18 protein-coding genes are annotated in these 21,077 nt (G+C 60.2%); 14 read left to right on the top strand and 4 right to left on the bottom strand.

Annotation, left to right across the window (positions count from 1 at the left end):
• Positions 1 to 25: 25 nt before the first annotated feature.
• Positions 26 to 325, bottom strand: coding sequence for a hypothetical protein (locus ONZ54_RS05495; protein WP_005317639.1), 300 nt, complete (start codon positions 323 to 325; stop codon positions 26 to 28).
• 168 nt (positions 326 to 493) lie between these two features.
• Between ONZ54_RS05495 and acs the strand changes: the two genes are divergently transcribed.
• The 7 genes from acs (at position 494) to ONZ54_RS05460 (ending at position 8,563) form a co-directional block, all read left to right on the top strand.
• Positions 494 to 2,440 carry an acetate--CoA ligase gene (gene acs / locus ONZ54_RS05490; RefSeq protein ID WP_096118685.1) on the top strand — a complete coding sequence of 649 codons (1,947 nt, stop codon included), beginning with the start codon at positions 494 to 496 and terminating at the stop codon, positions 2,438 to 2,440.
• A gap of 390 nt (positions 2,441 to 2,830) precedes the next feature.
• The gene (gene aroQ / locus ONZ54_RS05485) at positions 2,831 to 3,280 is read left to right on the top strand and encodes a type II 3-dehydroquinate dehydratase (protein ID WP_021138116.1); all 450 of its coding nucleotides are present in this window, start codon (positions 2,831 to 2,833) and stop codon (positions 3,278 to 3,280) included.
• A gap of 36 nt (positions 3,281 to 3,316) precedes the next feature.
• Positions 3,317 to 3,772, top strand: a complete 456-nt coding sequence (gene accB / locus ONZ54_RS05480) for an acetyl-CoA carboxylase biotin carboxyl carrier protein (RefSeq protein ID WP_271787657.1) — start codon at positions 3,317 to 3,319, stop codon at positions 3,770 to 3,772.
• 15 nt (positions 3,773 to 3,787) lie between these two features.
• Positions 3,788 to 5,128: an acetyl-CoA carboxylase biotin carboxylase subunit gene (gene accC, locus ONZ54_RS05475; protein WP_005317655.1), complete on the top strand. Its 1,341-nt coding sequence runs from the start codon at positions 3,788 to 3,790 to the stop codon at positions 5,126 to 5,128.
• A gap of 207 nt (positions 5,129 to 5,335) precedes the next feature.
• Positions 5,336 to 5,599 carry a YhdT family protein gene (locus ONZ54_RS05470; RefSeq protein WP_005317658.1) on the top strand — a complete coding sequence of 88 codons (264 nt, stop codon included), beginning with the start codon at positions 5,336 to 5,338 and terminating at the stop codon, positions 5,597 to 5,599.
• A complete protein-coding gene (panF, locus tag ONZ54_RS05465) occupies positions 5,589 to 7,046 on the top strand; it encodes a sodium/pantothenate symporter (RefSeq protein ID WP_271787656.1) in 1,458 nt (485 codons plus the stop codon). The genes ONZ54_RS05470 and panF overlap by 11 nt, the downstream gene beginning before the upstream one ends.
• Positions 7,047 to 7,135: 89 nt before the next feature.
• Positions 7,136 to 8,563 carry a PTS transporter subunit EIIC gene (locus tag ONZ54_RS05460; RefSeq protein WP_271787655.1) on the top strand — a complete coding sequence of 476 codons (1,428 nt, stop codon included), beginning with the start codon at positions 7,136 to 7,138 and terminating at the stop codon, positions 8,561 to 8,563.
• A 2-nt stretch (positions 8,564 to 8,565) separates the two neighbouring features.
• Here the strand turns inward: ONZ54_RS05460 and ONZ54_RS05455 are convergent, their stop codons facing one another.
• Positions 8,566 to 9,438, bottom strand: a complete 873-nt coding sequence (locus ONZ54_RS05455; RefSeq protein ID WP_271787654.1) for a LysR family transcriptional regulator — start codon at positions 9,436 to 9,438, stop codon at positions 8,566 to 8,568.
• A 100-nt stretch (positions 9,439 to 9,538) separates the two neighbouring features.
• Here ONZ54_RS05455 and ONZ54_RS05450 point away from each other — a divergent pair, with 100 nt between their 5' ends.
• The 7 genes from ONZ54_RS05450 (at position 9,539) to ONZ54_RS05420 (ending at position 17,800) form a co-directional block, all read left to right on the top strand.
• Positions 9,539 to 10,555 carry a zinc-binding alcohol dehydrogenase family protein gene (locus ONZ54_RS05450; protein ID WP_271787653.1) on the top strand — a complete coding sequence of 339 codons (1,017 nt, stop codon included), beginning with the start codon at positions 9,539 to 9,541 and terminating at the stop codon, positions 10,553 to 10,555.
• 529 nt (positions 10,556 to 11,084) lie between these two features.
• Positions 11,085 to 11,963 carry a 50S ribosomal protein L11 methyltransferase gene (prmA, locus tag ONZ54_RS05445; protein WP_005317670.1) on the top strand — a complete coding sequence of 293 codons (879 nt, stop codon included), beginning with the start codon at positions 11,085 to 11,087 and terminating at the stop codon, positions 11,961 to 11,963.
• 292 nt (positions 11,964 to 12,255) lie between these two features.
• Complete coding sequence (eat, locus tag ONZ54_RS05440; protein WP_265466992.1) at positions 12,256 to 13,641, top strand: ethanolamine permease; 1,386 nt, start codon at positions 12,256 to 12,258, stop codon at positions 13,639 to 13,641.
• A gap of 73 nt (positions 13,642 to 13,714) precedes the next feature.
• Complete coding sequence (locus ONZ54_RS05435) at positions 13,715 to 15,106, top strand: ethanolamine ammonia-lyase subunit EutB (RefSeq protein WP_265466993.1); 1,392 nt, start codon at positions 13,715 to 13,717, stop codon at positions 15,104 to 15,106.
• Complete coding sequence (gene eutC / locus ONZ54_RS05430; protein ID WP_271787652.1) at positions 15,106 to 15,963, top strand: ethanolamine ammonia-lyase subunit EutC; 858 nt, start codon at positions 15,106 to 15,108, stop codon at positions 15,961 to 15,963. Before ONZ54_RS05435 ends, eutC begins: the two co-directional genes overlap by 1 nt.
• Before the next feature lie 158 nt (positions 15,964 to 16,121).
• On the top strand, positions 16,122 to 17,096 hold the full coding sequence (locus ONZ54_RS05425; RefSeq protein ID WP_058393728.1) for a D-2-hydroxyacid dehydrogenase family protein: 975 nt from the start codon (positions 16,122 to 16,124) through the stop codon (positions 17,094 to 17,096).
• Positions 17,097 to 17,245: 149 nt separating this feature from the next.
• Entirely contained in the window at positions 17,246 to 17,800 is a 555-nt protein-coding gene (locus tag ONZ54_RS05420) for a sugar O-acetyltransferase (protein WP_271788252.1), read from the top strand.
• A 409-nt stretch (positions 17,801 to 18,209) separates the two neighbouring features.
• Here the strand turns inward: ONZ54_RS05420 and ONZ54_RS05415 are convergent, their stop codons facing one another.
• Both ONZ54_RS05415 and ONZ54_RS05410 read right to left on the bottom strand, forming a co-directional pair.
• On the bottom strand, positions 18,210 to 18,758 hold the full coding sequence (locus ONZ54_RS05415) for an NAD(P)H nitroreductase (RefSeq protein ID WP_087755031.1): 549 nt from the start codon (positions 18,756 to 18,758) through the stop codon (positions 18,210 to 18,212).
• A 120-nt stretch (positions 18,759 to 18,878) separates the two neighbouring features.
• Positions 18,879 to 20,906, bottom strand: a complete 2,028-nt coding sequence (locus tag ONZ54_RS05410) for an NADPH-dependent 2,4-dienoyl-CoA reductase (RefSeq protein ID WP_059111388.1) — start codon at positions 20,904 to 20,906, stop codon at positions 18,879 to 18,881.
• Positions 20,907 to 21,077: the final 171 nt, after the last annotated feature.

Genomic DNA, 21,077 nt, shown 5'->3' with positions numbered 1-21,077 from the left:
GCCGCTCAATGATCGAAAATACGGCTCACTCACTGAACGTCAGCCTGGCATCCCACCCCTCGCTCTGGCCCTGGAGCGAGTCTGCCATCAGTGCATCCTTCGGGTAGCGCGGTTTTGGCTGCCCGAGGGTAACAGTCACGGGGGGTTTGCGCGCCAGAAATGCATTGCCCATCTGATCGGCAATACGCTCTCGCACTGCTGGCGAGCCGCTCTGATCGCGCGTCACGGGGAACTCTTTGGGTTGGGGAGCAGCCAGTGCGGCTTCATCGGCAAGCGTAGAGGCATCGGACTGCCAGAGGGCGGTGCAAAGGAGCAGGGACAACATGGCTATCTCCATCGATAAAACCGATGTTTTTACTCAATCACCGATGAATTGTCACGAATGGCACTGTAAGCAGATGTTTCCATCTATCCAAAAGTCTAATTGCCCTCGTACGCCAAAGGTATAAGTTGTTACTTAATCATTACAAGAATGTATTCAAAGGAGTGACAGATGAGCGAGAGCAAGGTCTACCCAGTCAAAGCCCACATCAGCAACGGCGCCCTGCTGGACAAGGCAGGTTACGAGGCCATGTACCTAGCCTCCGTGCAGGATCCGGATGCCTTCTGGGGTGAACAGGGAAAAATCATCGACTGGATGAAGCCCTATACCAAGGTCAAGAACACCTCGTACGACCCGGGGCATGTCTCCATCAAGTGGTATGAGGATGGCCTGCTCAACGTATCGGCCAACTGTCTGGACCGTCATCTGGCACAGCGCGGTGACAAGGTGGCCATCATCTGGGAAGGGGACAACCCGGCAGAGGATCGCAAGCTGACCTACCGCGAGCTGCACACAGAGGTGTGCAAGTTTTCCAACGTATTGAAAGCACAGGGTGTGCATCGGGGTGATGTGGTCTGCCTCTACATGCCCATGGTGCCGGAAGCGGCCATCGCCATGCTGGCCTGTACCCGCATAGGTGCCGTGCACAGCATCGTCTTCGGCGGTTTCTCGCCGGAGGCCCTGGCCGGCCGCATCATTGACTCAGGCTCCTCCATCGTCATCACGGCCGACGAGGGGCTGCGTGGCGGCCGCCCTGTCCCGCTCAAGAAAAACGTGGATGAAGCGCTCACCAATCCGGATACCCGGGTCAGCAAGGTGATAGTGCTCAAGCGCACCGGCGGCAACGTTGCCTGGCACAACCACAGGGACATCTGGTGGCATGAGGCAACTGCCGCCGCCAGCAGCGACTGCCCACCCGAAGCAATGAACGCCGAAGATCCCCTGTTCGTCCTCTACACCTCGGGTTCCACCGGCAAGCCCAAGGGAGTGTTGCACACCACCGGCGGCTATCTGGTCTACGCCACCCTCACCTTCAAGTACGTGTTCGACTACCACGAGGAGGACATCTACTGGTGTACCGCCGATGTGGGCTGGGTCACGGGCCACTCCTATCTGGTCTACGGGCCGCTCGCCAACGGCGCCACCACCATCATGTTCGAAGGGGTGCCCAACTACCCGGCCACCAACCGCATGAGCCAGGTGGTGGACAAGCACCAGGTCACCATCCTCTACACGGCCCCGACGGCGATCCGCGCCCTCATGGCCAAGGGCCGTGATGCGGTAGAGGGCACCTCCCGCCAGAGCCTGCGCATCATGGGTTCAGTGGGCGAGCCCATCAACCCGGAAGCCTGGGAGTGGTACTACCGCACCATAGGCGAGGAACGCTGCCCCATCGTCGATACCTGGTGGCAGACCGAGACCGGCGGCATCCTCATCAGCCCGCTGCCCGGCGTCACCGACCTGAAACCGGGATCGGCTACCCGTCCCTTCTTCGGGGTACAGCCAGCGCTGGTGGACAACATGGGCGAGCCGCTGGAGGGTGCAACCGAGGGCAACCTGGTGATCACCGACTCCTGGCCGGGTCAGATGCGCACCGTGTTTGGCGATCATGAGCGCTTCGAGCAGACCTACTTCTCCACCTTCCCGGGTCGTTACTTCACCGGCGACGGCGCCCGTCGCGACGAAGATGGTTACTACTGGATCACGGGACGGGTGGATGATGTACTCAACGTATCCGGCCATCGCATGGGGACCGCTGAAATAGAGTCAGCGCTGGTCTCCCATCCCAAGATCGCCGAAGCGGCGGTGGTGGGAGTGCCCCACGAGATCAAGGGTCAGGGCATCTACGCCTATGTCACCCTGATCGCCGGGGAAGAGCCTAGCCGCGAGCTGCACAAAGAAGTGAAGGAGTGGGTACGCAAGGAGATCGGTGCCATCGCCACCCCGGATGTGATCCACTGGGCGGAGGGGCTGCCGAAGACCCGTTCCGGCAAGATCATGCGCCGAATTTTGCGCAAGATCGCCACCGGCGAGACCGACAGTCTGGGGGATATCTCCACCCTGGCGGATCCGGGTGTGGTGGACAAGCTTATCCGCGAAAAGTCGGAAGCGGCCTGATCATGCGCTCCATAATGCAGCGCAAAATAGCCACCGACGAGACCGACAGCCTGGGGGATATCTCCACTCTGGCGGATCCCGGGGTCGTGGATAAACTCATCCGCGAGAAGTCGGAAGCGGCCTGATGTAGCCCGTTATCTGCCTCCAGAGCCGGCCCTGTGCCGGCTTTGTCGTCTCTGCTACTGAGCAATTGAACAGCGCACCGATTAGTGCAAAAAACAGACAGATGTAGAGATTAGACCAGTAAAATGCTGCTAATTTTCACGAAATCAATATAATTGCGAAATCTGTGTGCCAGTGCACACCGAATTGCGCAGAAAATGGCTAGATTTCCGGTAGTCCACAAGATAGCTGGTAGATAGCAGCATTATCATCGAGGATGTACTCAATATGTCGCAAAATCACCGTATTCTCCTGCTCAACGGGCCAAACCTGAACCTGCTGGGCAAACGGGAACCGGGCATCTACGGCAGCAAGACGCTCGATGAGATCGTCGCCGATCTGAAGCACAACGCCAGCGAACTCGGCGTCACACTGGAACACCTGCAATCCAACGCCGAACATGAGTTGGTCAGCCGCATCCACCAGGCCATGGGCCAGGTGGATTATATCATCATCAATCCAGCCGCCTTCACCCACACCAGTGTCGCCATCCGCGATGCGCTGCTGGGTGTCGCCATCCCCTTTATCGAGGTGCACCTGTCAAACGTCCATGCCAGGGAGCCTTTCCGTCATCACTCCTATCTGTCTGATGTCGCTAAAGGAGTAATCTGCGGGCTGGGTGCAGATGGCTACCAATTCGCTTTAACCGCGGCCGTGCATCAGTTGCGCGCGGCTTGATAATCACTGATCAGATAAAGAAGAAAGAGAATGCTAATGGATATCCGCAAAATCAAGAAGCTGATTGAACTGGTTGAAGAGTCCGGCATTGCCGAACTGGAGATCTCCGAAGGTGAAGAGTCCGTTCGCATCAGCCGCAACTTCTCCGGTCAGGTGACCACCGCCATGCCGCAGATGATGATGCAGCCGGCCATGGTCCCTGCCGCCGCACCGGCAGCCGCCGCCGTCGCACCGACCGCAGATGCGGCCACCCCGAGTGGTCACCTGATGCGCTCCCCCATGGTTGGCTCCTTCTATCGCTCCTCCAGCCCGGAAGCCAAGCCGTTCGCGGAAGTCGGTCAGCACGTCAATGTCGGCGATACCCTGTGCATCGTCGAAGCCATGAAAATGATGAACCAAATCGAGTCTGACAAGACCGGCGTGATCAAAGCGATTCTGGTTGAAAATGGTCAGGCCGTCGAATTTGACGAGCCGCTGTTCATCATCGAATAAGGGAAGTTGCCACCCATGTTGGACAAAGTAGTCATCGCCAACCGCGGTGAAATTGCCCTGCGGATCCTGCGCGCTTGCAAAGAGCTCGGGATCAAGACAGTGGCCGTTCACTCCACCGCCGATCGGGAGCTCAAACATGTGCTCCTGGCCGACGAAACCATCTGCATCGGCAAGCCTGCCAGCGGTGAATCCTACCTCAATGTGCCGGCGATCATAGCCGCTGCCGAGGTAACGGGTGCCGTTGCCATCCACCCGGGTTACGGCTTCCTCTCGGAGAACGCCGATTTCGCCGAAGTGGTCGAAAAATCCGGCTTCATCTTCATCGGCCCGCGCGCCGAGACCATTCGCCTGATGGGTGACAAGGTCTCCGCCATCGAGGCGATGAAAAAAGCGGGCGTACCTTGCGTGCCTGGCTCTGACGGCCCGGTCGACAGCGATGCCAAGCACAACGCCGCCATCGCCAAGCGCATCGGTTATCCGGTGATCATCAAGGCCGCCGGTGGCGGTGGTGGTCGCGGCATGCGCGTGGTGCGCAATGAAGCCGAGCTGGCTGCCGCCATCGCCCTGACCAAATCCGAAGCAGGCCAGTTCTTCAAGAACGACATGGTCTACATGGAGAAGTACCTGGAGAACCCGCGCCATATCGAAATTCAGATATTGGCAGACGGCCAGGGCAACGCCCTCTATCTGGGCGAGCGTGACTGCTCCATGCAGCGTCGCCACCAGAAAGTGGTCGAAGAGGCACCGGCACCCGGCATCACCGAAGAGATGCGCAAGTTCATCGGAGAGCGCTGCGTACGCGCCTGCATCGAGATCGGCTACCGCGGTGCGGGAACCTTCGAGTTCCTGTACGAAAACGGCGAGTTCTATTTCATCGAGATGAACACCCGTATCCAGGTTGAGCATCCGGTCACCGAAATGGTCACCAGCGTGGATCTGATCAAGGAGCAGCTGCGCATCGCCGCCGGCCAGCCCCTGTCGATCACCCAGCAGGACATCCGCATCCGTGGCCATGCCATCGAATGCCGGATCAACGCCGAAGACCCGGCTACTTTCATGCCGTCTCCCGGCCTGATCCAGCGCTTCCATGCGCCGGGTGGTCTGGGCGTACGTTGGGATTCCCACATCTACGCCGGTTACAAGGTACCGCCTTACTACGACTCCATGATCGGCAAGCTGATCTGTTACGGCGAGAACCGTGACGTCGCCATCGCCCGCATGCGTCAGGCGCTGGACGAGCTGGTGGTAGAAGGGATCAAGACCAACGTCTCCCTGCAAAAAGAGATCATGAAAGACGAAAACTTCCAGCACGGTGGTACCAATATCCACTACCTGCACAAGAAGCTGGGTCTGTAAGGATCTCTGATAGAGACCCGATGACATTGCACGGTGGCAGTACCAACGCCCACTACCTGCACAAGAAGTTGGGTCTGTAAGGATCCAAGGCAGAACAATGACTTCCGATAGAAGTCAGCTCCGCAAGGAGCCTCTGTTGAAAAAGGGCCATGGCGACATGGCCCTTTTTTGTTATTCTTGCGCCCCTCAAAATTGTCGGAGGCCAAGGTGAATCGTTTCGCGCTCGCTCGTCGGGAAGCAGCCCTCTGCCTGCTGCTGACCCTGCTCTATTTCTTTGCCTGGTATGGCACTGCGTATTTCATCCCGGAAGAGATCGAATACTGGGACATGCCACTCTGGTTCCTGCTCAGCTGCATGGTGATGCCGCTGCTGTTCATTGTGCTGTGTGGCCTGATGGTGGATCGCCTGTTTGTGGATATTCCCCTCGATACGCCTCACCCCCATGCCAAGGAGTCCCCCCATGAATCTTGAGCTGATGCTGCCGCTCATCATCTATCTGGTGCTGGTGCTGGGAGTCGGTTTCTGGGCCAGTCGCCATCGCACCGGCGGCGACTTCGTGCAGGAGTACTTCATCGGCAACCGCAGCATGGGCGGTCTGGTGCTCGCCATGACGCTGGTGGCTACCTATACCTCGGCTTCGTCCTTCATCGGCGGGCCGGGTGCCGCCTACAAGATTGGCCTTGGCTGGGTACTGCTGGCAATGATCCAGCTGCCCACCGTCTGGCTTACCCTGGGGGTGCTCGGCAAGAAGTTCGCCATCATTGCCCGCCGGGTCAATGCGGTGACCATCAATGACATGCTGTGGGCCCGCTACCAGAGCAAGGCGGTGGTCATTCTCGGATCCGTTACTATCATCCTCGCCTTTATCGCCACCATGGTGGTGCAGTTCATCGGCGGTGCCCGCCTGCTGGAGACGGCCACCGGCCTCTCCTACCAGCAGGGTTTGATGCTGTTTGCCAGTTGCGTGCTGCTCTACACAGTGATCGGCGGCTTTCGCGCCGTGGTGATGACCGACGCCCTGCAGGGGATCATCATGCTGATCGGCACCGGTGCTTTGCTGGCAGGGATCCTGATTGCCGGGGATGGATTGCCCAACCTCATCCACCAGCTCAAGGTGATCGATCCCAAGCTGGTGAGCCCGACGGGGGCCGGCGACATGCTGACCCAACCCTTCATGCTAAGCTTCTGGATCCTGGTCTGTGTCGGAGTGGTGGGGCTGCCCCACTCGGCCCTGCGCTGCTTCGGCTATCGGGACAGCAAGGCGCTCCATCGCGGCATCCTTATCGGCACCGTCGTCAGTGCCCTGCTGATGTTCGGCATGCACCTGGCCGGCGCCCTGGGCCGCGCCATCCTGCCCGGCATGGACAGCCCGGACAAGATCATGCCCTCCCTGATGATGGAAGTGCTGCCGCCCTGGCTGGCCGGGGTGTTTCTGGCGGCACCGATGGCGGCCATCATGTCCACCATCGACTCCCAGCTGATCCAGGCCTCCGCCACCCTGGTGAAGGATCTCTACCTCAACTACCTCAATCCCAAGCAGGAGAAGCTGGAGGTGCACATTCCTCGCCTCTCCCTGCTCTGCACCCTGATCCTGGGCACGCTCGTATTGCTGGCGGCGCTGCAGCCCCCCGATATGATCATCTGGCTCAACCTGCTCGCCTTCGGTGGCCTGCAGGCCGTGTTCCTATGGCCGCTGGTACTCGGCCTTTACTGGTCAAGGGCCAACGGGCCGGGCGCCCTGGCCAGCATGGTATCCGGTATCGTCTGCTATGGCGTACTGAGCCAGTGGGGGATAAAACTGGCCGGACTGCATGCCATAGTACCGAGTCTGGGGCTGGGACTGGTTGCCTTTGTGCTGGTCAGCCTGCTGACTCCGCCTCCCAGTCAGGGGGTTCGGCGATTATTCGAACAGCAGTAACAAAGAGATTAATAAAGGGTTCCAAAACTATCCCAAAATAGGTGTTTTACGGGTAAACTGTGCGCCAAGTCACAAAACTCAGCACCTTTATGCCAGTACAGAACGCCAGACAGACCCTGATCCAGGCCCTGCAACGACTCGGTTATGCCCTGTTGTTGCCGGTCTCCATACTGCCACTGGCTGCGCTGCTCTACCGGCTCGGTCAACCGGATGTACTGGATCAGGCTGTGCTCTCCCTCACGGGGCGCGCCCTGTTCAGCCAGATGCCGCTCATCTACGCGGTGGCCATCGCCTTCGGTCTGAGCCGACAAGGAGAGGGCACTCAGGCGCTGGCCGGGGCGGTCAACTTCCTGCTGCTGAGCTCGGCGCTGGGCACCCTGGCCCCCGGCCTGCATGCGGACATGATCTGCGGCCTGCTGGCGGGGCTAACCACCGCCATCATCTACCCCTGGGTGAAACGGCGCACCATGCCTGGCTGGCTGCAGATGGCACAGGGGGATTTCGCCTGCCTGTGCATCTCGGCGATCGCCTGCCTGTTGCTGGCGTTTCCCCTCTCCCTGTTCTGGCCGCTGCTGGAGCAGGGCATCACGCTACTGGCCTCGGAACTGCTCAGCACCCCACTGGGCGCCTTCTGTTACGGCACCCTCAACCGGCTGCTGATCCCCCTTGGCCTGCATCAGGTACTGGGCAGTCTCATCGGCCTTGGCGAGAGCAACCTGCAGGCGCTGGCCACCGCCCAGCCGCTGCATGAAGGGTATGTAGCCGGCCTCTATCCCATCATCATGTTCGGCCTGCCGGGCGCCTGCTTTGCCATCTGGCTGCACCGCCAGCGCATGCAGCGACTGCCGCAGGGTGGACTGCTGCTCACCCTGGCGCTCACCTCTGCACTATTGGGGATCACTGAGCCCATCGAGTTCCTGTTCGCCTTCACCGCCCCCTGGCTGTTTCTGGCCCATGCCCTGCTGACCGGGTTGTCGCTGGCCATCTGCTGCGGGCTTGGCATCCAGGTGGGCAGCTACTTCTCCGCCGGTCTGCTGGATCTGGTGCTGAGCTATCAGTCCGGCGAGCACAGCTTCTGGCTCATTCCGGTCGGCATACTCTTCTTCGTCGCCTACACACTGCTCTTCTATCAGCTGCTGGAGCGAGCGCCCCTGAGCCTGCCGAGCAAGCCCATCGCCAATGAGCACCCACGCTTGGCCAGTGTCGCCCCCTCGGATCCCCAGATGCTGGCGATCCAGTACCTCAAGGCGCTGGGCGGGATGGACAACCTGCAGGCCATGAGCGTCTGCCTGACCCGCCTCAGCCTGCGGGTGCGCGACATAGCGCAGGTGGATCAGTCCCGCCTGCCGGGGCTGGGTTGCCTCTCCTGGATCCAGCTCAACGACCATCAACTGGTACTGGTGCTGGGCCCCAACGCCAGCCTGATCGAGGGGCAGATCCGCATGCTGGCGGAGCGTCAGTCGGTGCCGCTCGGCCTCAAACCCAATCAGGAGTCTGCCAGCCCAGGCAACTGGTAGGCTCAGGCGAACGGCAGCCGCTCGGCGACAAAGTCCATCAGCGAGCGCAAGGCAGGCGCCAGATGTTCCCGGCTCGGGTAGATGAGATAGAAGGGATTGGGCGGTATGGGGTGATCCGGCAGCAATTTCTGCAACCGCCCCGTCGCCAGATCCTCCTGACAGACATGGTGTGGTAACAGGGCAATCCCGCCTTCGTGCAATGCCAGCTCCCGCAGCGCCAGCAAGCTGTTGCTGATGCAGGCCCCTTGCGGCCGCCAGCCCCCCTCCTGCAATGGCCACACAGGCAATGCCGAGTGCACCAGACAGGGGTGAAGCCCCAAATCAGACAACTGCTGCGGCGCGCCATGAGCCGCCAGATAACCGGGAGCCGCCACCAGATGACGCGGCACCTGACCAATGCGCCGGCAAATGAGACTGGAATCTTTCAGCGGCGCCGCCCGCAGCGCCAGATCATAACCTTCCCCCACCAGATCCAGCTGCTCATCGCAGAGGGTCAGCTCCAGCACCACCTCGGGATAGAGGGCGCGAAACTCGGCCAGGATCCTGCCAAGCAGCAGAGTGCCGGTCGCCTCGGGCGCCGTGATCCTTACCCGACCGGCGGGGGCGGCGCGCAGCCGCGCCATCGCCAGATTGGCACTACGGGCCAGCGCCAGCAGCGCCTGGCATTGCTCCACGTAGATCTCACCCTGAGGGGTCAGGCTGAGCCTGCGAGTGGTACGCTGCAGCAGTCGCACCCCAAGCTGGGTTTCGAGCCGCGAGATCTTCTGGCTCACCGAGGACTTGGGCATGCCGAGCACCTCGGCGGCACCGGTAAAACTGCCCTGCTCCACCACGGTAGCGAACAGCCCCATCAACTCCAGATCGACATTGTTCATATATTCAAACAGTCTTTACCAATTACCCATCTTAATAAGAATAATTAACCAGACTAGAGTAGCTGGCAATCCCAATCCATCCGATTTGAAAGGAACTGCCATGAAAGCCATTGCCCTCACCCATTATCTGCCCAGCGATCACCCCCACTGCTTCATCGAGGCCAATCTGCCCGACCCGACCCCAGGCCCGCGGGATCTGCTGGTGAAAGTGACTGCCACCTCCATCAATCCTGTGGATACCAAGGTGCGCGCCCCCAAGGCCAAGGTTGAAGCCAGCCCGCGTGTACTGGGCTGGGATGCAGTCGGTGAAGTCGTGGCCGTCGGCAGCGAAGTGAGCCTGTTCAAGGCGGGCGACAGAGTCTGGTATGCCGGCGACATCAGCCGCCCGGGCAGCAACAGCGCCCTGCAACTGGTGGATGAGCGCATCACCGCCCTCGCCCCTACCAGCCTGACCGACCTGGAAGCCGCCGCCCTGCCGCTCACCGCCATCACAGCCTGGGAGACACTGTTCGAGCGCATCGGCCTTCGCCGCGAGAGCACAGGCAAGCTGCTGATCATTGGCGGGGCCGGTGGGGTAGGCTCCATCGCCATTCAGTTGGCTCGCCAGCTCACCAATATGGAAGTGATTGCCACAGCCTCCCGACCAGAAAGCCGTGAATGGTGTCTGGAAATGGGCGCCCATCAGGTGGTAAGCCATCACAAGCTGCAGGCAGAGCTCACCGCTCTGGGCATCACCCAACTCGACGCCATCTTCTGCACCAATGCTACCGAGCAGCACTGGGATGCCATGGCCAGCCTCATTCGCCCATTCGGCCACATCTGCACCATCGCCGAATCCAGCGAGCCCTGGGATCTCTCCCTGCTCAAGAGCAAGAGTGCCACCTTCAGTCAGGAATTCATGTTTACCCGATCCCTGTTCCAGACCCCGGACATGATCGAGCAACACAAGCTGCTTGGTCAGGTTGCCTCCCTCATCGACCAAGGGGTGCTCAAGAGCACACTCACCCGCACCCTGTCCGAGCTGACCCCGGTCACCCTGGCCCAGGCCCATGCCGAGGTGGAAGCGGGCCGCATGGTGGGCAAGCTGGTGATCGACATGAGCAGATTTGCAAACTAATCCCTTATAGGTAAAAACTGCACCATCATGGGGTGATTTCACCAGTGACAGGCCCCAACAGTGCACAGTTCATATCAGGCACCAGACAGTCACCACGCAGCATCACCATAAAAACGACATAAAAAAGGGGCCATCCCGCCGGGATGGCCCTAAATACCTGAACGTTGGGGTAACAATCACACACATATCCTTATGCAGGACATACCCATCTTTGCATCTTGTGTGCCAACGCCCCCACTTCCCCCCTTTTTCATCCCCTCACGCCTGTCATCCGCACTTGTTTCCCCCGGCCAGCACTAATGCCGAAAAAAAAAGCCACCCCAAGGTGGCTGAAAAAAGATGACGGAACTTTCCTAGAGCAAAGCATTCAGCGGGAACAGGTTGCTTCCCGTCACCCAATGAGGAATACATTAACCGTGCCAACTTGGCAGAGTTCTCTTCCTGCGCTATGCAGACATGGGCAAACCACGACAGCACAGGCCCATGATGATAGAATCTCGCGGTTTCACATTTATGAAGAGTCGACGCCATGCCCTGGATACAAATTCGAATCAACGCCACTGCCAAGACGGCAGACAAGGTGAGCAACATGCTGCTGGGGCGTGGAGCCCAGGCCGTGACCTTTATGGATGCCCAGGATGTACCCGTCTACGAGCCGCTGCCGGGTGAAACCCCGCTCTGGGGTGAGACCGAAGTGATGGGCTTGTTCGATGCCGAAACCGATCCGGCCCCCACCATCGCCTTCTTCCAGCAGATCTTCGGGGAAGACGTGGGCTACAAGGTCGAGCAGCTGGAAGACAAGGACTGGGTGCGCGAGTGGATGGATCACTTCCACCCCATGCAGTTTGGCGAGCGGCTCTGGATCTGCCCGAGCTGGCGCGATGTGCCAAACCCCGATGCGGTCAACGTCATGCTGGATCCGGGTCTGGCATTTGGTACTGGTACCCACCCCACCACGGCGCTCTGCCTGCAGTGGCTGGACGGGCTGGATCTCGCCGGCAAAACCGTGGTCGATTTTGGTTGTGGCTCCGGCATCCTCGGCATTGCCGCCCTGAAACTGGGGGCCGCCCGCGTCATCGGCATCGACATAGACCCGCAGGCCATTCAGGCCAGCCATGACAACGCGGAGCGCAACGGCGTCGCCGGCCAGATCGAACTCTACCTGCCGGCGGATCAGCCGCAAGACGTAGAAGCTGACGTGGTGGTGGCCAACATACTGGCCGGCCCGCTGCGCGAGCTGGCACCGCTCATCGCCGGCCACGGCAAGCCGGGCAGCCTGATGGCGCTCTCCGGCGTGCTGGAGAGCCAGGCCCCGGAGCTGGAAACCATTTACGGCCAGTGGTTCGACATGGACCCGACCGCGGTAAAAGAGGAGTGGTGCCGCCTCTCCGGCCGCAAGCACGGCTGATGGCAACCACCTCATACAACAAGGGCACCGATGGGTGCCCTTGTTGTTTCCGCCATCCTCTCGTGTCTCCCCTGCTCACTGCCCCACATACAAGCAAAGGCCCGGACTTCGGCCGAACAATCTGGTGCTGCTGCACCACAACAACGCAGCGGACACACCTTGGCCTCAGACCATAAAATAGCTGTAACCATATGAATAAAAATGACTAAATAGCCATATAACTGGATGGCATATCCCTTGCAATTTGCCTCTTCAGAGACTTTCACCATTGAACGTCATATTGGAGAAGCGTATGCAGCAACAGGATTGTGCGAAACCGGAACTGAAACGAACCCTGGGGGCTTTTCACCTGTGGGGGATCGCCGTGGGACTGGTCATTTCGGGGGAATACTTTGGCTGGAGCTACGGCTGGGCGCAAGCAGGTACCATGGGCTTTCTGGTCACCTCCCTGCTGGTGGCCACCATGTACACCGCCTTTATCTTCAGTTTTACCGAGCTGACCACCTCAATTCCCCATGCAGGAGGCCCCTTTGCCTATGCCTACCGTGCCTTTGGTCCGGTCGGAGGATATATCGCAGGCTTTGCCACCTTGGTGGAATTTGTGTTCGCGCCGCCCGCTATCGCCATGGCGATCGGGGCCTACCTCAACGTCCAGTTTCCGGCCATAGACCCCAAGTGGGTGGCGGTGAGCGCCTATCTCATCTTCATGACCCTCAATCTGGTCGGAGTCGGTATCGCCGCTACCTTCGAGTTGCTGGTCACCCTGCTCGCCATTTTCGAACTGCTGGTCTTCATGGGAGTAGTAAGCCCGGGTTTCAGCGCCAGCAACTTCATGCTCAACGGCTGGGCAGGCCAGCAGAAGTTCAGCCTCGGCGCTCTCCCCGGTATCTTTGCCGCCATCCCGTTCGCCATCTGGTTCTTCCTCGCCATTGAAGGCGCCGCCATGGCGGCCGAAGAGGCCAAGGATCCGAAGAAGACAATTCCGAAAGCCTTCATCGGTGGCATCCTGACCCTGGTCATGCTGGCCATGGGGGTCATGGTGTTCGCAGGCGGCGTCGGAGACTGGCGCCAGCTTGCCAACATCAATGATCCCCTGCCCCAGGCGATGAAGATGATAGTGGGCGAGAGCAGCGGCTGGCTGCACATGCTGGTCTGGCTGGGGCTGTTCGGCCTGATCGCCTCCTTCCACGGCATCATAATGGGCTACTCACGCCAGATCTTTGCCCTGGCCCGGGCCGGTTATCTACCCGGAGCCCTGGCCTCGGTCAACCGCCGCTTCCAGACCCCCCACTGGGCCATTCTGGCCGGTGGCGTTGTGGGGATCCTGGCGATCTTCTCCGACTCGCTGATCGTCATAGGCGGGCTATCCCTCACCGCCAACATAGTCACAATGGCGGTGTTTGGCGCCATTGTGATGTACATCATCTCGATGGCAGCCCTGTTCAAGCTGCGCCACAGCGAACCGGCACTGGAGCGTCCATTCAGAGCCCCTCTCTATCCTTTTGCTCCGGCTCTCGCCTTGGGACTGGCAGTACTCTGTCTGGTCGCTATGGTCTATTACAACGGTTTGCTGGCGCTGATCTTTGGCGCCCTTATGCTGGCGGGCTATGCCTACTTCCGTCTGACCCATGATGAAGGGATTGCCGCCAGTGACGGTGAGCTGGTCAAGGCAAGCTGAACCAGATCCGCCCATCAGGAGCAAGGCCATGCGCTGGCCTTGTTTCCCCACCCTGCATCGACGAGAGAGCCCCATGTATCGTACCCAACTGTCACACCACGGCTATCAGTTTCCCGACCTTCGCACCCTGATGGCCAAGGCGACCCCTGCCCGCTCCGGTGACTATCTGGCCGGCGTGGCCGCCCACAGCGCCGAGGAACGCATGGCGGCCAGGATGGCGCTTGCAGACCTTCCGCTCAAAACCTTCCTCAATGAGGCGCTGATCCCTTACGAGCAGGATGAGGTAACCCGCCTCATCATGGACAACCACGATCACGCCGCCTTCACCCCCATCAGCCACCTGACGGTAGGGGATTTTCGCAACTGGCTGCTGTCTGAGACGGCCAACAGCCAGACCCTGGCACGCATAGCCCCCGGCATCACACCCGAGATGGCAGCAGCGGTCAGCAAGCTGATGCGCAATCAGGATCTGATCCTGGCCGCCAAGAAGTGCCGGGTCGTCACTGCCTTTCGCAACACCATAGGGTTGCCCGGCCACCTCAGCGTGCGGCTGCAACCCAACCATCCCACCGATGATCCTCAAGGGATAGCGGCAGCCATGCTGGACGGTCTGCTATACGGCGCGGGAGATGCGGTGGTCGGCATCAATCCCGCCAGTGACAACTTGCCCGTACTGGCCAGCCTGAACCAGATGCTCGACGAAGTGATCCAGCGTTTCGCCATTCCGACCCAGTCCTGCATCCTGACCCATGTCACCAACACCTTGCAGCTCATAGAGCGCAATGTGCCGGTAGACTTGGTGTTCCAGTCCATCGCCGGTACAGAGGCTGCCAACCGAGGATTTGGTATCGATCTGGCCCTATTGCAAGAGGCATATGACGCTGCCCTCAGCCTGGGGCGCGGCACCCTTGGCAACAACGTCATGTATTTCGAGACGGGCCAGGGCAGTTGCCTCTCGGCCAATGCCCACCACGGACTGGACCAGCAGACCTGCGAGGCCAGAGCCTACGGGGTAGCTCGCCACTTCAAGCCGTTGCTGTGCAATACCGTGGTCGGTTTCATCGGACCGGAATACCTCTATGACGGCAAGCAGATCATCCGCGCCGGACTGGAAGATCACTTCTGCGGCAAACTGCTGGGGGTGCCGCTCGGCTGTGACGTCTGCTACACCAACCACGCCGAAGCGGATCAGGACGACATGGACACCCTGCTCACCCTGCTTGGCAACGCTGGCCTCACCTTCCTCATCGGCGTTCCCGGGGCGGACGACATCATGCTCAACTACCAGAGCACCTCGTTTCATGACGCCCTCTATATTCGCGAGCTGCTCGGCCTCAAGCACGCACCGGAATTTGCAGACTGGCTGGTGCGGATGCAGCTCACCAACCCTGGCGGCCAACTGCTCGATGCCAGCCTGCGCCACCCTCTGTTAACGGCTTTTGGCCAAAGCGGCAAGGTGGCCTGATGAGCAAGGATCCCCATGACATGAGTGACATAGTGCACATCAATCCCTGGCTGGAACTCAAACGCTACACCTCGGCCCGCATAGCGCTGGGGCGCACCGGAGTCAGCCTGCCCACAGAGGCACTGCTGGCGTTTGGTCTGGCCCATGCACAGGCTAGAGATGCTGTGCACCAGCCCCTGGAAGTGGCCGCCCTGACCAAAGCACTGCACGCCACAGGACACAAAGTTCTGACGGTGCACAGCGCCGCCACCAGCAGGGAAGAGTATTTGCGTCGCCCGGATCTGGGCCGACGGCTGAACGATGCCAGCCGCCTCCTGCTGAGCCAGCTCCCGCAAGCAGAGGCCGATCTCGCCCCCCTGGAGTATCAGACCCGGCAGGCTGAAGCCGATCTTGTCATCATGCTGGGTGATGGACTCTCCTCCACCGCCCTGCATCAGAATGCCCTGCCCTTTATCGAGGTGCTGCAACCCCATCTCAGGCGCCTTGGGTTGGCCTGTGCCCCTCTGGTGATCGCCAGCCAGGCCAGAGTGGCACTGGGAGATGAGGTAGGGGAGCTGCTAAGGGCCCGGGCCGTACTGGTGATGATTGGCGAGCGCCCCGGCCTCTCCTCCCCCGACAGTCTGGGGCTCTACCTGACCTGGCAACCCAGAGTCGGGGGCATGGATTCACAACGCAACTGCATCTCCAACGTACGTCCCGCCGGGCTCGATTTCCCTCAGGCGGCTCACAAGCTGGCCTGGTTGCTGGAGCAGGCCTTCAACCGCCGCTTGACCGGGGTTGCCCTCAAGGATGAGAGCGGCGAGCTGGCCAGCCTGATCGAACACGACGCCCCGCTTCCCCCTTGCCGTCCAACATGACAACGGGGCGGCCAGCCTGGTCCGCCCCATCACCAATTCCAAACTGAACCACTTGAATCTGCAATGAAAACTGGGCATCGTCTCGCCTGCCCCCGCCAAGAAGCCAAGGGGCGCGCCTCTACCCCTCAGGACAATTGCTTGATACACAAGAGGAACGGATGAAGATTGCCATTCTGGATGACTATCAGGATCAGGTTCGTCACCTGCCCTGCTTTGCCTTGCTGGCGGGTCATGACGTTACCATCCTCAACCAGAGCGAACCCGATACAGCGTGCCTCGCCGCCATGTTGGAGGGAGTAGAAGCACTGGTGCTGATCCGCGAGCGTACTCGTATCGATGAACAGCTGCTGATGCGGCTTCCCACCCTCAAACTGATCAGCCAGACCGGCAAAATCAGCCAGCATATCGACCCGGCACTGTGCCAGCGGTACGGCGTTGCCGTGGCAGAAGGCGTAGGCAGCCCTGTTGCTCCCGCCGAACTCTGCTGGGCACTTATAATGGCAGCCTCCCGCCATATTCCGGCTTACACTCGCGAGTTGACCAAGGGCCAGTGGCAGCAATCTGGCTCACTCGGCCTGGGACGCACCCTGTACGGTCTGACGCTCGGTATCTGGGGCTACGGCAAGATAGGTCAGCGCATTGCTCGTTACGGCAATGCATTCGGTATGTCTGTGCTGGTATGGGGTAGCGAATCTTCTCGTCAGCGGGCGACACAGGATGGATTCGACGCCGCCCCCAACAAGACAGCGTTTTTCCAACGTGCCGATGTCTTGTCCCTGCATCTGCGGCTCAACGAGCTCACTCGAGCCTGTGTCACCCGTGCCGACTTGGCTCGAATGAAGGCAGACTCTTTGCTGGTCAATACCAGCCGGGCCGAGCTCATTGAAACTGGCGCACTCCATGCGGTGCTCAGTGCGAATCCCACCCGGCGAGCGGCACTGGATGTGTTCGATAGCGAGCCCGCCAACCTGGATAACGAACCTCTCCTGGCTTTGCCCAACCTGCTGGCCACACCGCATCTGGGCTATGTGGAGCAAAACAGCTATGAGCTCTACTTTCGCAAGGCATTTGAAAATGTGCTGGCCTTTTCCGAGGGCAGGCCACAACACCTGGTGATGCCGGCTCTGGGCTGAGGCTCACTCTTATCCTGCTGACAAAGCAGTAATATATGCCTCTGTCAGTGCGCTTGTTGCCGGTGGACAGGTCTGCACTGGAGGTGCTGCGCTTGCGCGACAGCCAGCCACCCAAATCGCCTCATGCCAACCAGAGAGCAGGAATCCCCATGACCGAATATCAGAAGATGATCAGCAGCCAGCCCTATAACTGCATGGCGCCGGAGCTGGATGTCATGCGCCGTGAGACGGCGCGCCGCTATCGCAGCTTCAATCGGGCGGAAGAGGAGGATGAACAGCTGGCGCTGTTGCAGGAGATAGTCGGTGAGCTGGCGGAGAACGCCTTTATCTGCCCGCCCCTCTACTGCACCTATGGCCGCCATATCAGCCTGGGAAAGGATTCCTATATCAACATGGGGGCCACGTTTCTGGACAGCGCACCGATCCGCATCGGCGCCAACGTCATGATAGGGCCGAACGTGCAGATCTACACTGCTGCCCACGCGCTGGCCACCGATGAGCGCATCCAGGGAGTGGAGACGGCGCTGCCGGTGACCATAGAAGACAAAGTCTGGATTGGCGGCGGCGCCATACTGCTGCCCGGTGTCACCGTCGGGCGGGAGGCTATTGTCGGCGCGGGGGCAGTCGTCACCAGAGACGTGCCTGCCGGCGCCCGGGTAGTGGGCAACCCGGCGCGGATCCTGCCTGTCAAAGCGGGGCGCTGACCCATTCCCGCCGCCAGTCCGCCGCAGGGACCGTCGAGCGGGGCCCGCTTCACCTACCAGCAGTGCAGCAACGGCAGGCATGCTGCAGTCAAAAGAATCCCATAAAAATAAAGCCCAATGTCATGAAGACGTTGGGCTGTAAAAAGGTGCTACGGAATTGCGACTCTCATCGCAGAAAATTAGAAGGGGTCACCTTCTAAACTGGCACAGGGATATTAACGAGGCGCAAACGTTTTACATAGCGTAATCAACCAGGATTGAGAACAGCATCTCACTATTTAAAAAATTCCCTGACAATCCCCATCACCCTCTTGGCAAGTATTTATTTATCAGTACAGCCTCAGGTTCGTGATCGATCGAGATAAAAAAAGCCCTGAAAAGTCAGGGCTTTGGCTGAAATTCAAGCAGCTTAGAAGCGGCGAACAAACTCGCCTGGCGGCAGTTCGCGCAACTTGCGCGCCTCCAGCATGGGGGTGCCGAGGTAGAGAAAGCCCACCAGTTGATCCTCCGGTGCCAGTGCCAGCCCCTTGTTGATCAACTCATCGAAGATGAACCAGCCGGATCGCCAGATGCCGTTGAAGCCCTGGGCTTGCGCCGCCATCTGCATCGCCATCAGGGCGCAACCGGCGGAGAGCTCCTGCTCCAGTTTCGGCACCTTGGGATGGGCCTGATAACGGGTGGCAACGGCCACCAGCAAGGGAGCGCGCAGCGGCGCCTCCTGGCACTTCTTGATGCTCTCTTCATCTTCGCCACGGGCACGAGCAGCCTCGGCCAGCAGATCCCCCAGCCGCTCACGCCCCTCCCCTTCAAACAGGATGAACTGCCAAGGAGTCAGGGTGCCATGATCCGGCGCGCGCAAGCCCGCCTTGAGGATATTGTCGAGCACCTCACCGCTGGGGGCGGGTGTGGTCAGGCGGCCACAGGAGTGGCGGTTGAGCAACAGAGTGAGGGCATCCATGGGCAAATCCTTGTCAGGGGCTGTGATGGCGCTACCTTAGCACAGCGCACAATGAAGAAAACCCCTGAGGCTCAGGGGTTTATCGCAATATCAGACCAATAGCGGGCCAAGGCGGAGCAACTAGATAACGGCGGCCAGCTCGGCCCCCTGGCGGATCGCCCGCTTGGCATCCAGCTCGGCGGCCACGTCGGCGCCACCTATGATGTGCACCGGCTTGCCTGCCGCCTGCAAGCCGGCCTGCAGCTCCTTGAGAGGCTCCTGGCCGGCACAGATGATCACCTGATCCACCGGCAGGCACTGTTTGGCTTCACCTATCTGGATATGCAAGCCTTCATCGTCGATGCCAAGGTACTGGACGCCGGAAAGCATCTGCACCTTGCGGTTCTTGAGCACGGTTCTGTGGATCCAGCCAGTGGTCTTGCCCAGACCGTCACCCACCTTGCTCTCCTTGCGCTGGAGCAGCCAGATCTGGCGCTCGGGGGCGTCGATCTCCGGCGTGATCAGGCCACCGCGCTCACCAAGCTGCTTGTCGATGCCCCACTCCTTGAGCCAGTGATCGCGATGTCCGTCGGTACCGCTATCAGCCTTCTTCTCCACAAGGTATTCGGCCACATCAAAGCCGATGCCACCGGCACCGATCACCGCCACCTTCTGGCCGACCGGTTTGTGATCCCGCAGCACGTCGATGTAATTGAGCACCTTGGGATGCTCTATGCCTGGTATGTTCGGGGTACGCGGGCGTATGCCGGTGGCGAGGATCACTTCGTCAAAGCCGCCGCCGAGCAGACTCTCGGCGCTCTGGCGCTGGCCGAGGTAGAGCTCGACGCCGCACTTCTCCAACCGCCTGGCAAAATAACGCAGAGTCTCGTGAAACTCCTCCTTGCCCGGGATCTGCTTGGCAAAGTTGAACTGGCCACCAATCTCGCTCGCCTGATCGAACAGGCTCACCTGATGGCCGCGCTCGGCGGCGTAACAGGCGAACGCCAGCCCGGCCGGACCCGCCCCCACCACCGCCAGCTTCTTGGGCTGGGGCACGCGGCCAAACGTCAGCTCGGTCTCGAAACAGGCGCGGGGATTGACCAGGCAGGAGGCGCGTTTTTGCTTGAACACGTGATCCAGGCAGGCCTGGTTGCAGGCGATGCAGGTGTTGATCTCGTCCGCCCGGTTCTCGGCGGCCTTGATGACAAATTCAGGGTCAGCCAGGAAGGGGCGCGCCATGGAGACCATATCCGCTTCTCCCTGGGCTAATATGCGCTCGGCCACTTCCGGGGTATTTATCCGGTTGGTGGTGATAAGCGGCACTGTGAGGTGCTTTTTCAGCTCGGCGGTCACCCAGCTGAAGGCACCGCGCGGTACGCTGGTGGCTATGGTGGGGATGCGCGCCTCGTGCCAGCCGATACCGGTGTTGATCAGGGTCACGCCGACCTGCTCCAGCGCCTTGCCAAGGGCTACCACCTCCTCCAGCGTCGAACCCTGCTCCACCAGATCCAGCATGGAGAGACGGAAGATGATGATGAAATCCGTGCCGACCCGCTCGCGGATGGCCCGCACTATCTCCACCGGGAAGCGCATCCGGTTCTCATTGCTGCCGCCCCAGCCATCGGTGCGCTTGTTGGTACGCTCGCAGATGAACTGGTTGATGAGATAGCCTTCCGACCCCATCACTTCGACGCCGTCGTAACCGGCCGCCCTGGCCAGCTGCGCGGTGGAGGCAAAGTCACGGATGGTACCGCGGATCTGCCGCTCGCTCATGGCGCGCGGCTTGAATGGGGATATGGGCGCCTTGAGGGCGCTCGGCGCCAGACTGAAGGGATGGTAGGCATAGCGGCCGGCATGGAGGATCTGCAGCGCTATCTTGCCCCCCTCCTGATGCACCGCCTGAGTCACCTTCTTGTGCTTGGCGACTTGCCAGGGGAAGCTCAGCTGTGAGCCGTGGGGCACCAGCCGCCCACGCAGATTGGGGGCTATGCCACCGGTGACGATGAGGCCGACACCGCCACGGGCGCGCTCGGCATAGAAGGCGGCCAGCTTGTCAAAGCCACCCTTCTCCTCTTCGAGGCCGGTATGCATGGAACCCATCAGTACCCGGTTCTTCAACTGGGTAAACCCGAGGTCAAGGGGCGTCAGCAACGTAGGATAAAGGCTCACAATGCCTCCAGTTAATTTTTTGTTATCAAATTGCAGCTAGAGTAAAGAATCAAAAATGCTTTTTCAAACAAATGTTTGGACATTTTTTCAGCGAACAGGCGTATTCCGAAGCAAGAAGGGGTGACAGGGCTATCGATCGCACCGAAGCGGAAATGGCAATTCACCGGCCAA

Origin of the sequence: Aeromonas salmonicida (assembly GCF_028355655.1) — a bacterium.
In the GTDB taxonomy this organism is placed as follows: domain Bacteria; phylum Pseudomonadota; class Gammaproteobacteria; order Enterobacterales; family Aeromonadaceae; genus Aeromonas; species Aeromonas salmonicida.
Note: the sequence above shows the minus strand (reverse complement) of the source record. Positions and strands in the feature narration are given on the sequence as shown.

What these genes read in the sequence shown, in the direction of transcription:
- ONZ54_RS05495 (WP_005317639.1), bottom strand. Translation starts at nt 325, where the DNA reads ATGTTGTCCCTGCTCCTTTGCACCGCCCTCTGGCAGTCCGATGCCTCT.
- acs (WP_096118685.1), top strand. Translation starts at nt 494, where the DNA reads ATGAGCGAGAGCAAGGTCTACCCAGTCAAAGCCCACATCAGCAACGGC.
- aroQ (WP_021138116.1), top strand. Translation starts at nt 2,831, where the DNA reads ATGTCGCAAAATCACCGTATTCTCCTGCTCAACGGGCCAAACCTGAAC.
- accB (WP_271787657.1), top strand. Translation starts at nt 3,317, where the DNA reads ATGGATATCCGCAAAATCAAGAAGCTGATTGAACTGGTTGAAGAGTCC.
- accC (WP_005317655.1), top strand. Translation starts at nt 3,788, where the DNA reads ATGTTGGACAAAGTAGTCATCGCCAACCGCGGTGAAATTGCCCTGCGG.
- panF (WP_271787656.1), top strand. Translation starts at nt 5,589, where the DNA reads ATGAATCTTGAGCTGATGCTGCCGCTCATCATCTATCTGGTGCTGGTG.
- ONZ54_RS05460 (WP_271787655.1), top strand. Translation starts at nt 7,136, where the DNA reads ATGCCAGTACAGAACGCCAGACAGACCCTGATCCAGGCCCTGCAACGA.
- ONZ54_RS05455 (WP_271787654.1), bottom strand. Translation starts at nt 9,438, where the DNA reads ATGAACAATGTCGATCTGGAGTTGATGGGGCTGTTCGCTACCGTGGTG.
- ONZ54_RS05450 (WP_271787653.1), top strand. Translation starts at nt 9,539, where the DNA reads ATGAAAGCCATTGCCCTCACCCATTATCTGCCCAGCGATCACCCCCAC.
- prmA (WP_005317670.1), top strand. Translation starts at nt 11,085, where the DNA reads ATGCCCTGGATACAAATTCGAATCAACGCCACTGCCAAGACGGCAGAC.
- eat (WP_265466992.1), top strand. Translation starts at nt 12,256, where the DNA reads ATGCAGCAACAGGATTGTGCGAAACCGGAACTGAAACGAACCCTGGGG.
- ONZ54_RS05435 (WP_265466993.1), top strand. Translation starts at nt 13,715, where the DNA reads ATGTATCGTACCCAACTGTCACACCACGGCTATCAGTTTCCCGACCTT.
- eutC (WP_271787652.1), top strand. Translation starts at nt 15,106, where the DNA reads ATGAGCAAGGATCCCCATGACATGAGTGACATAGTGCACATCAATCCC.
- ONZ54_RS05425 (WP_058393728.1), top strand. Translation starts at nt 16,122, where the DNA reads ATGAAGATTGCCATTCTGGATGACTATCAGGATCAGGTTCGTCACCTG.
- ONZ54_RS05420 (WP_271788252.1), top strand. Translation starts at nt 17,246, where the DNA reads ATGACCGAATATCAGAAGATGATCAGCAGCCAGCCCTATAACTGCATG.
- ONZ54_RS05415 (WP_087755031.1), bottom strand. Translation starts at nt 18,758, where the DNA reads ATGGATGCCCTCACTCTGTTGCTCAACCGCCACTCCTGTGGCCGCCTG.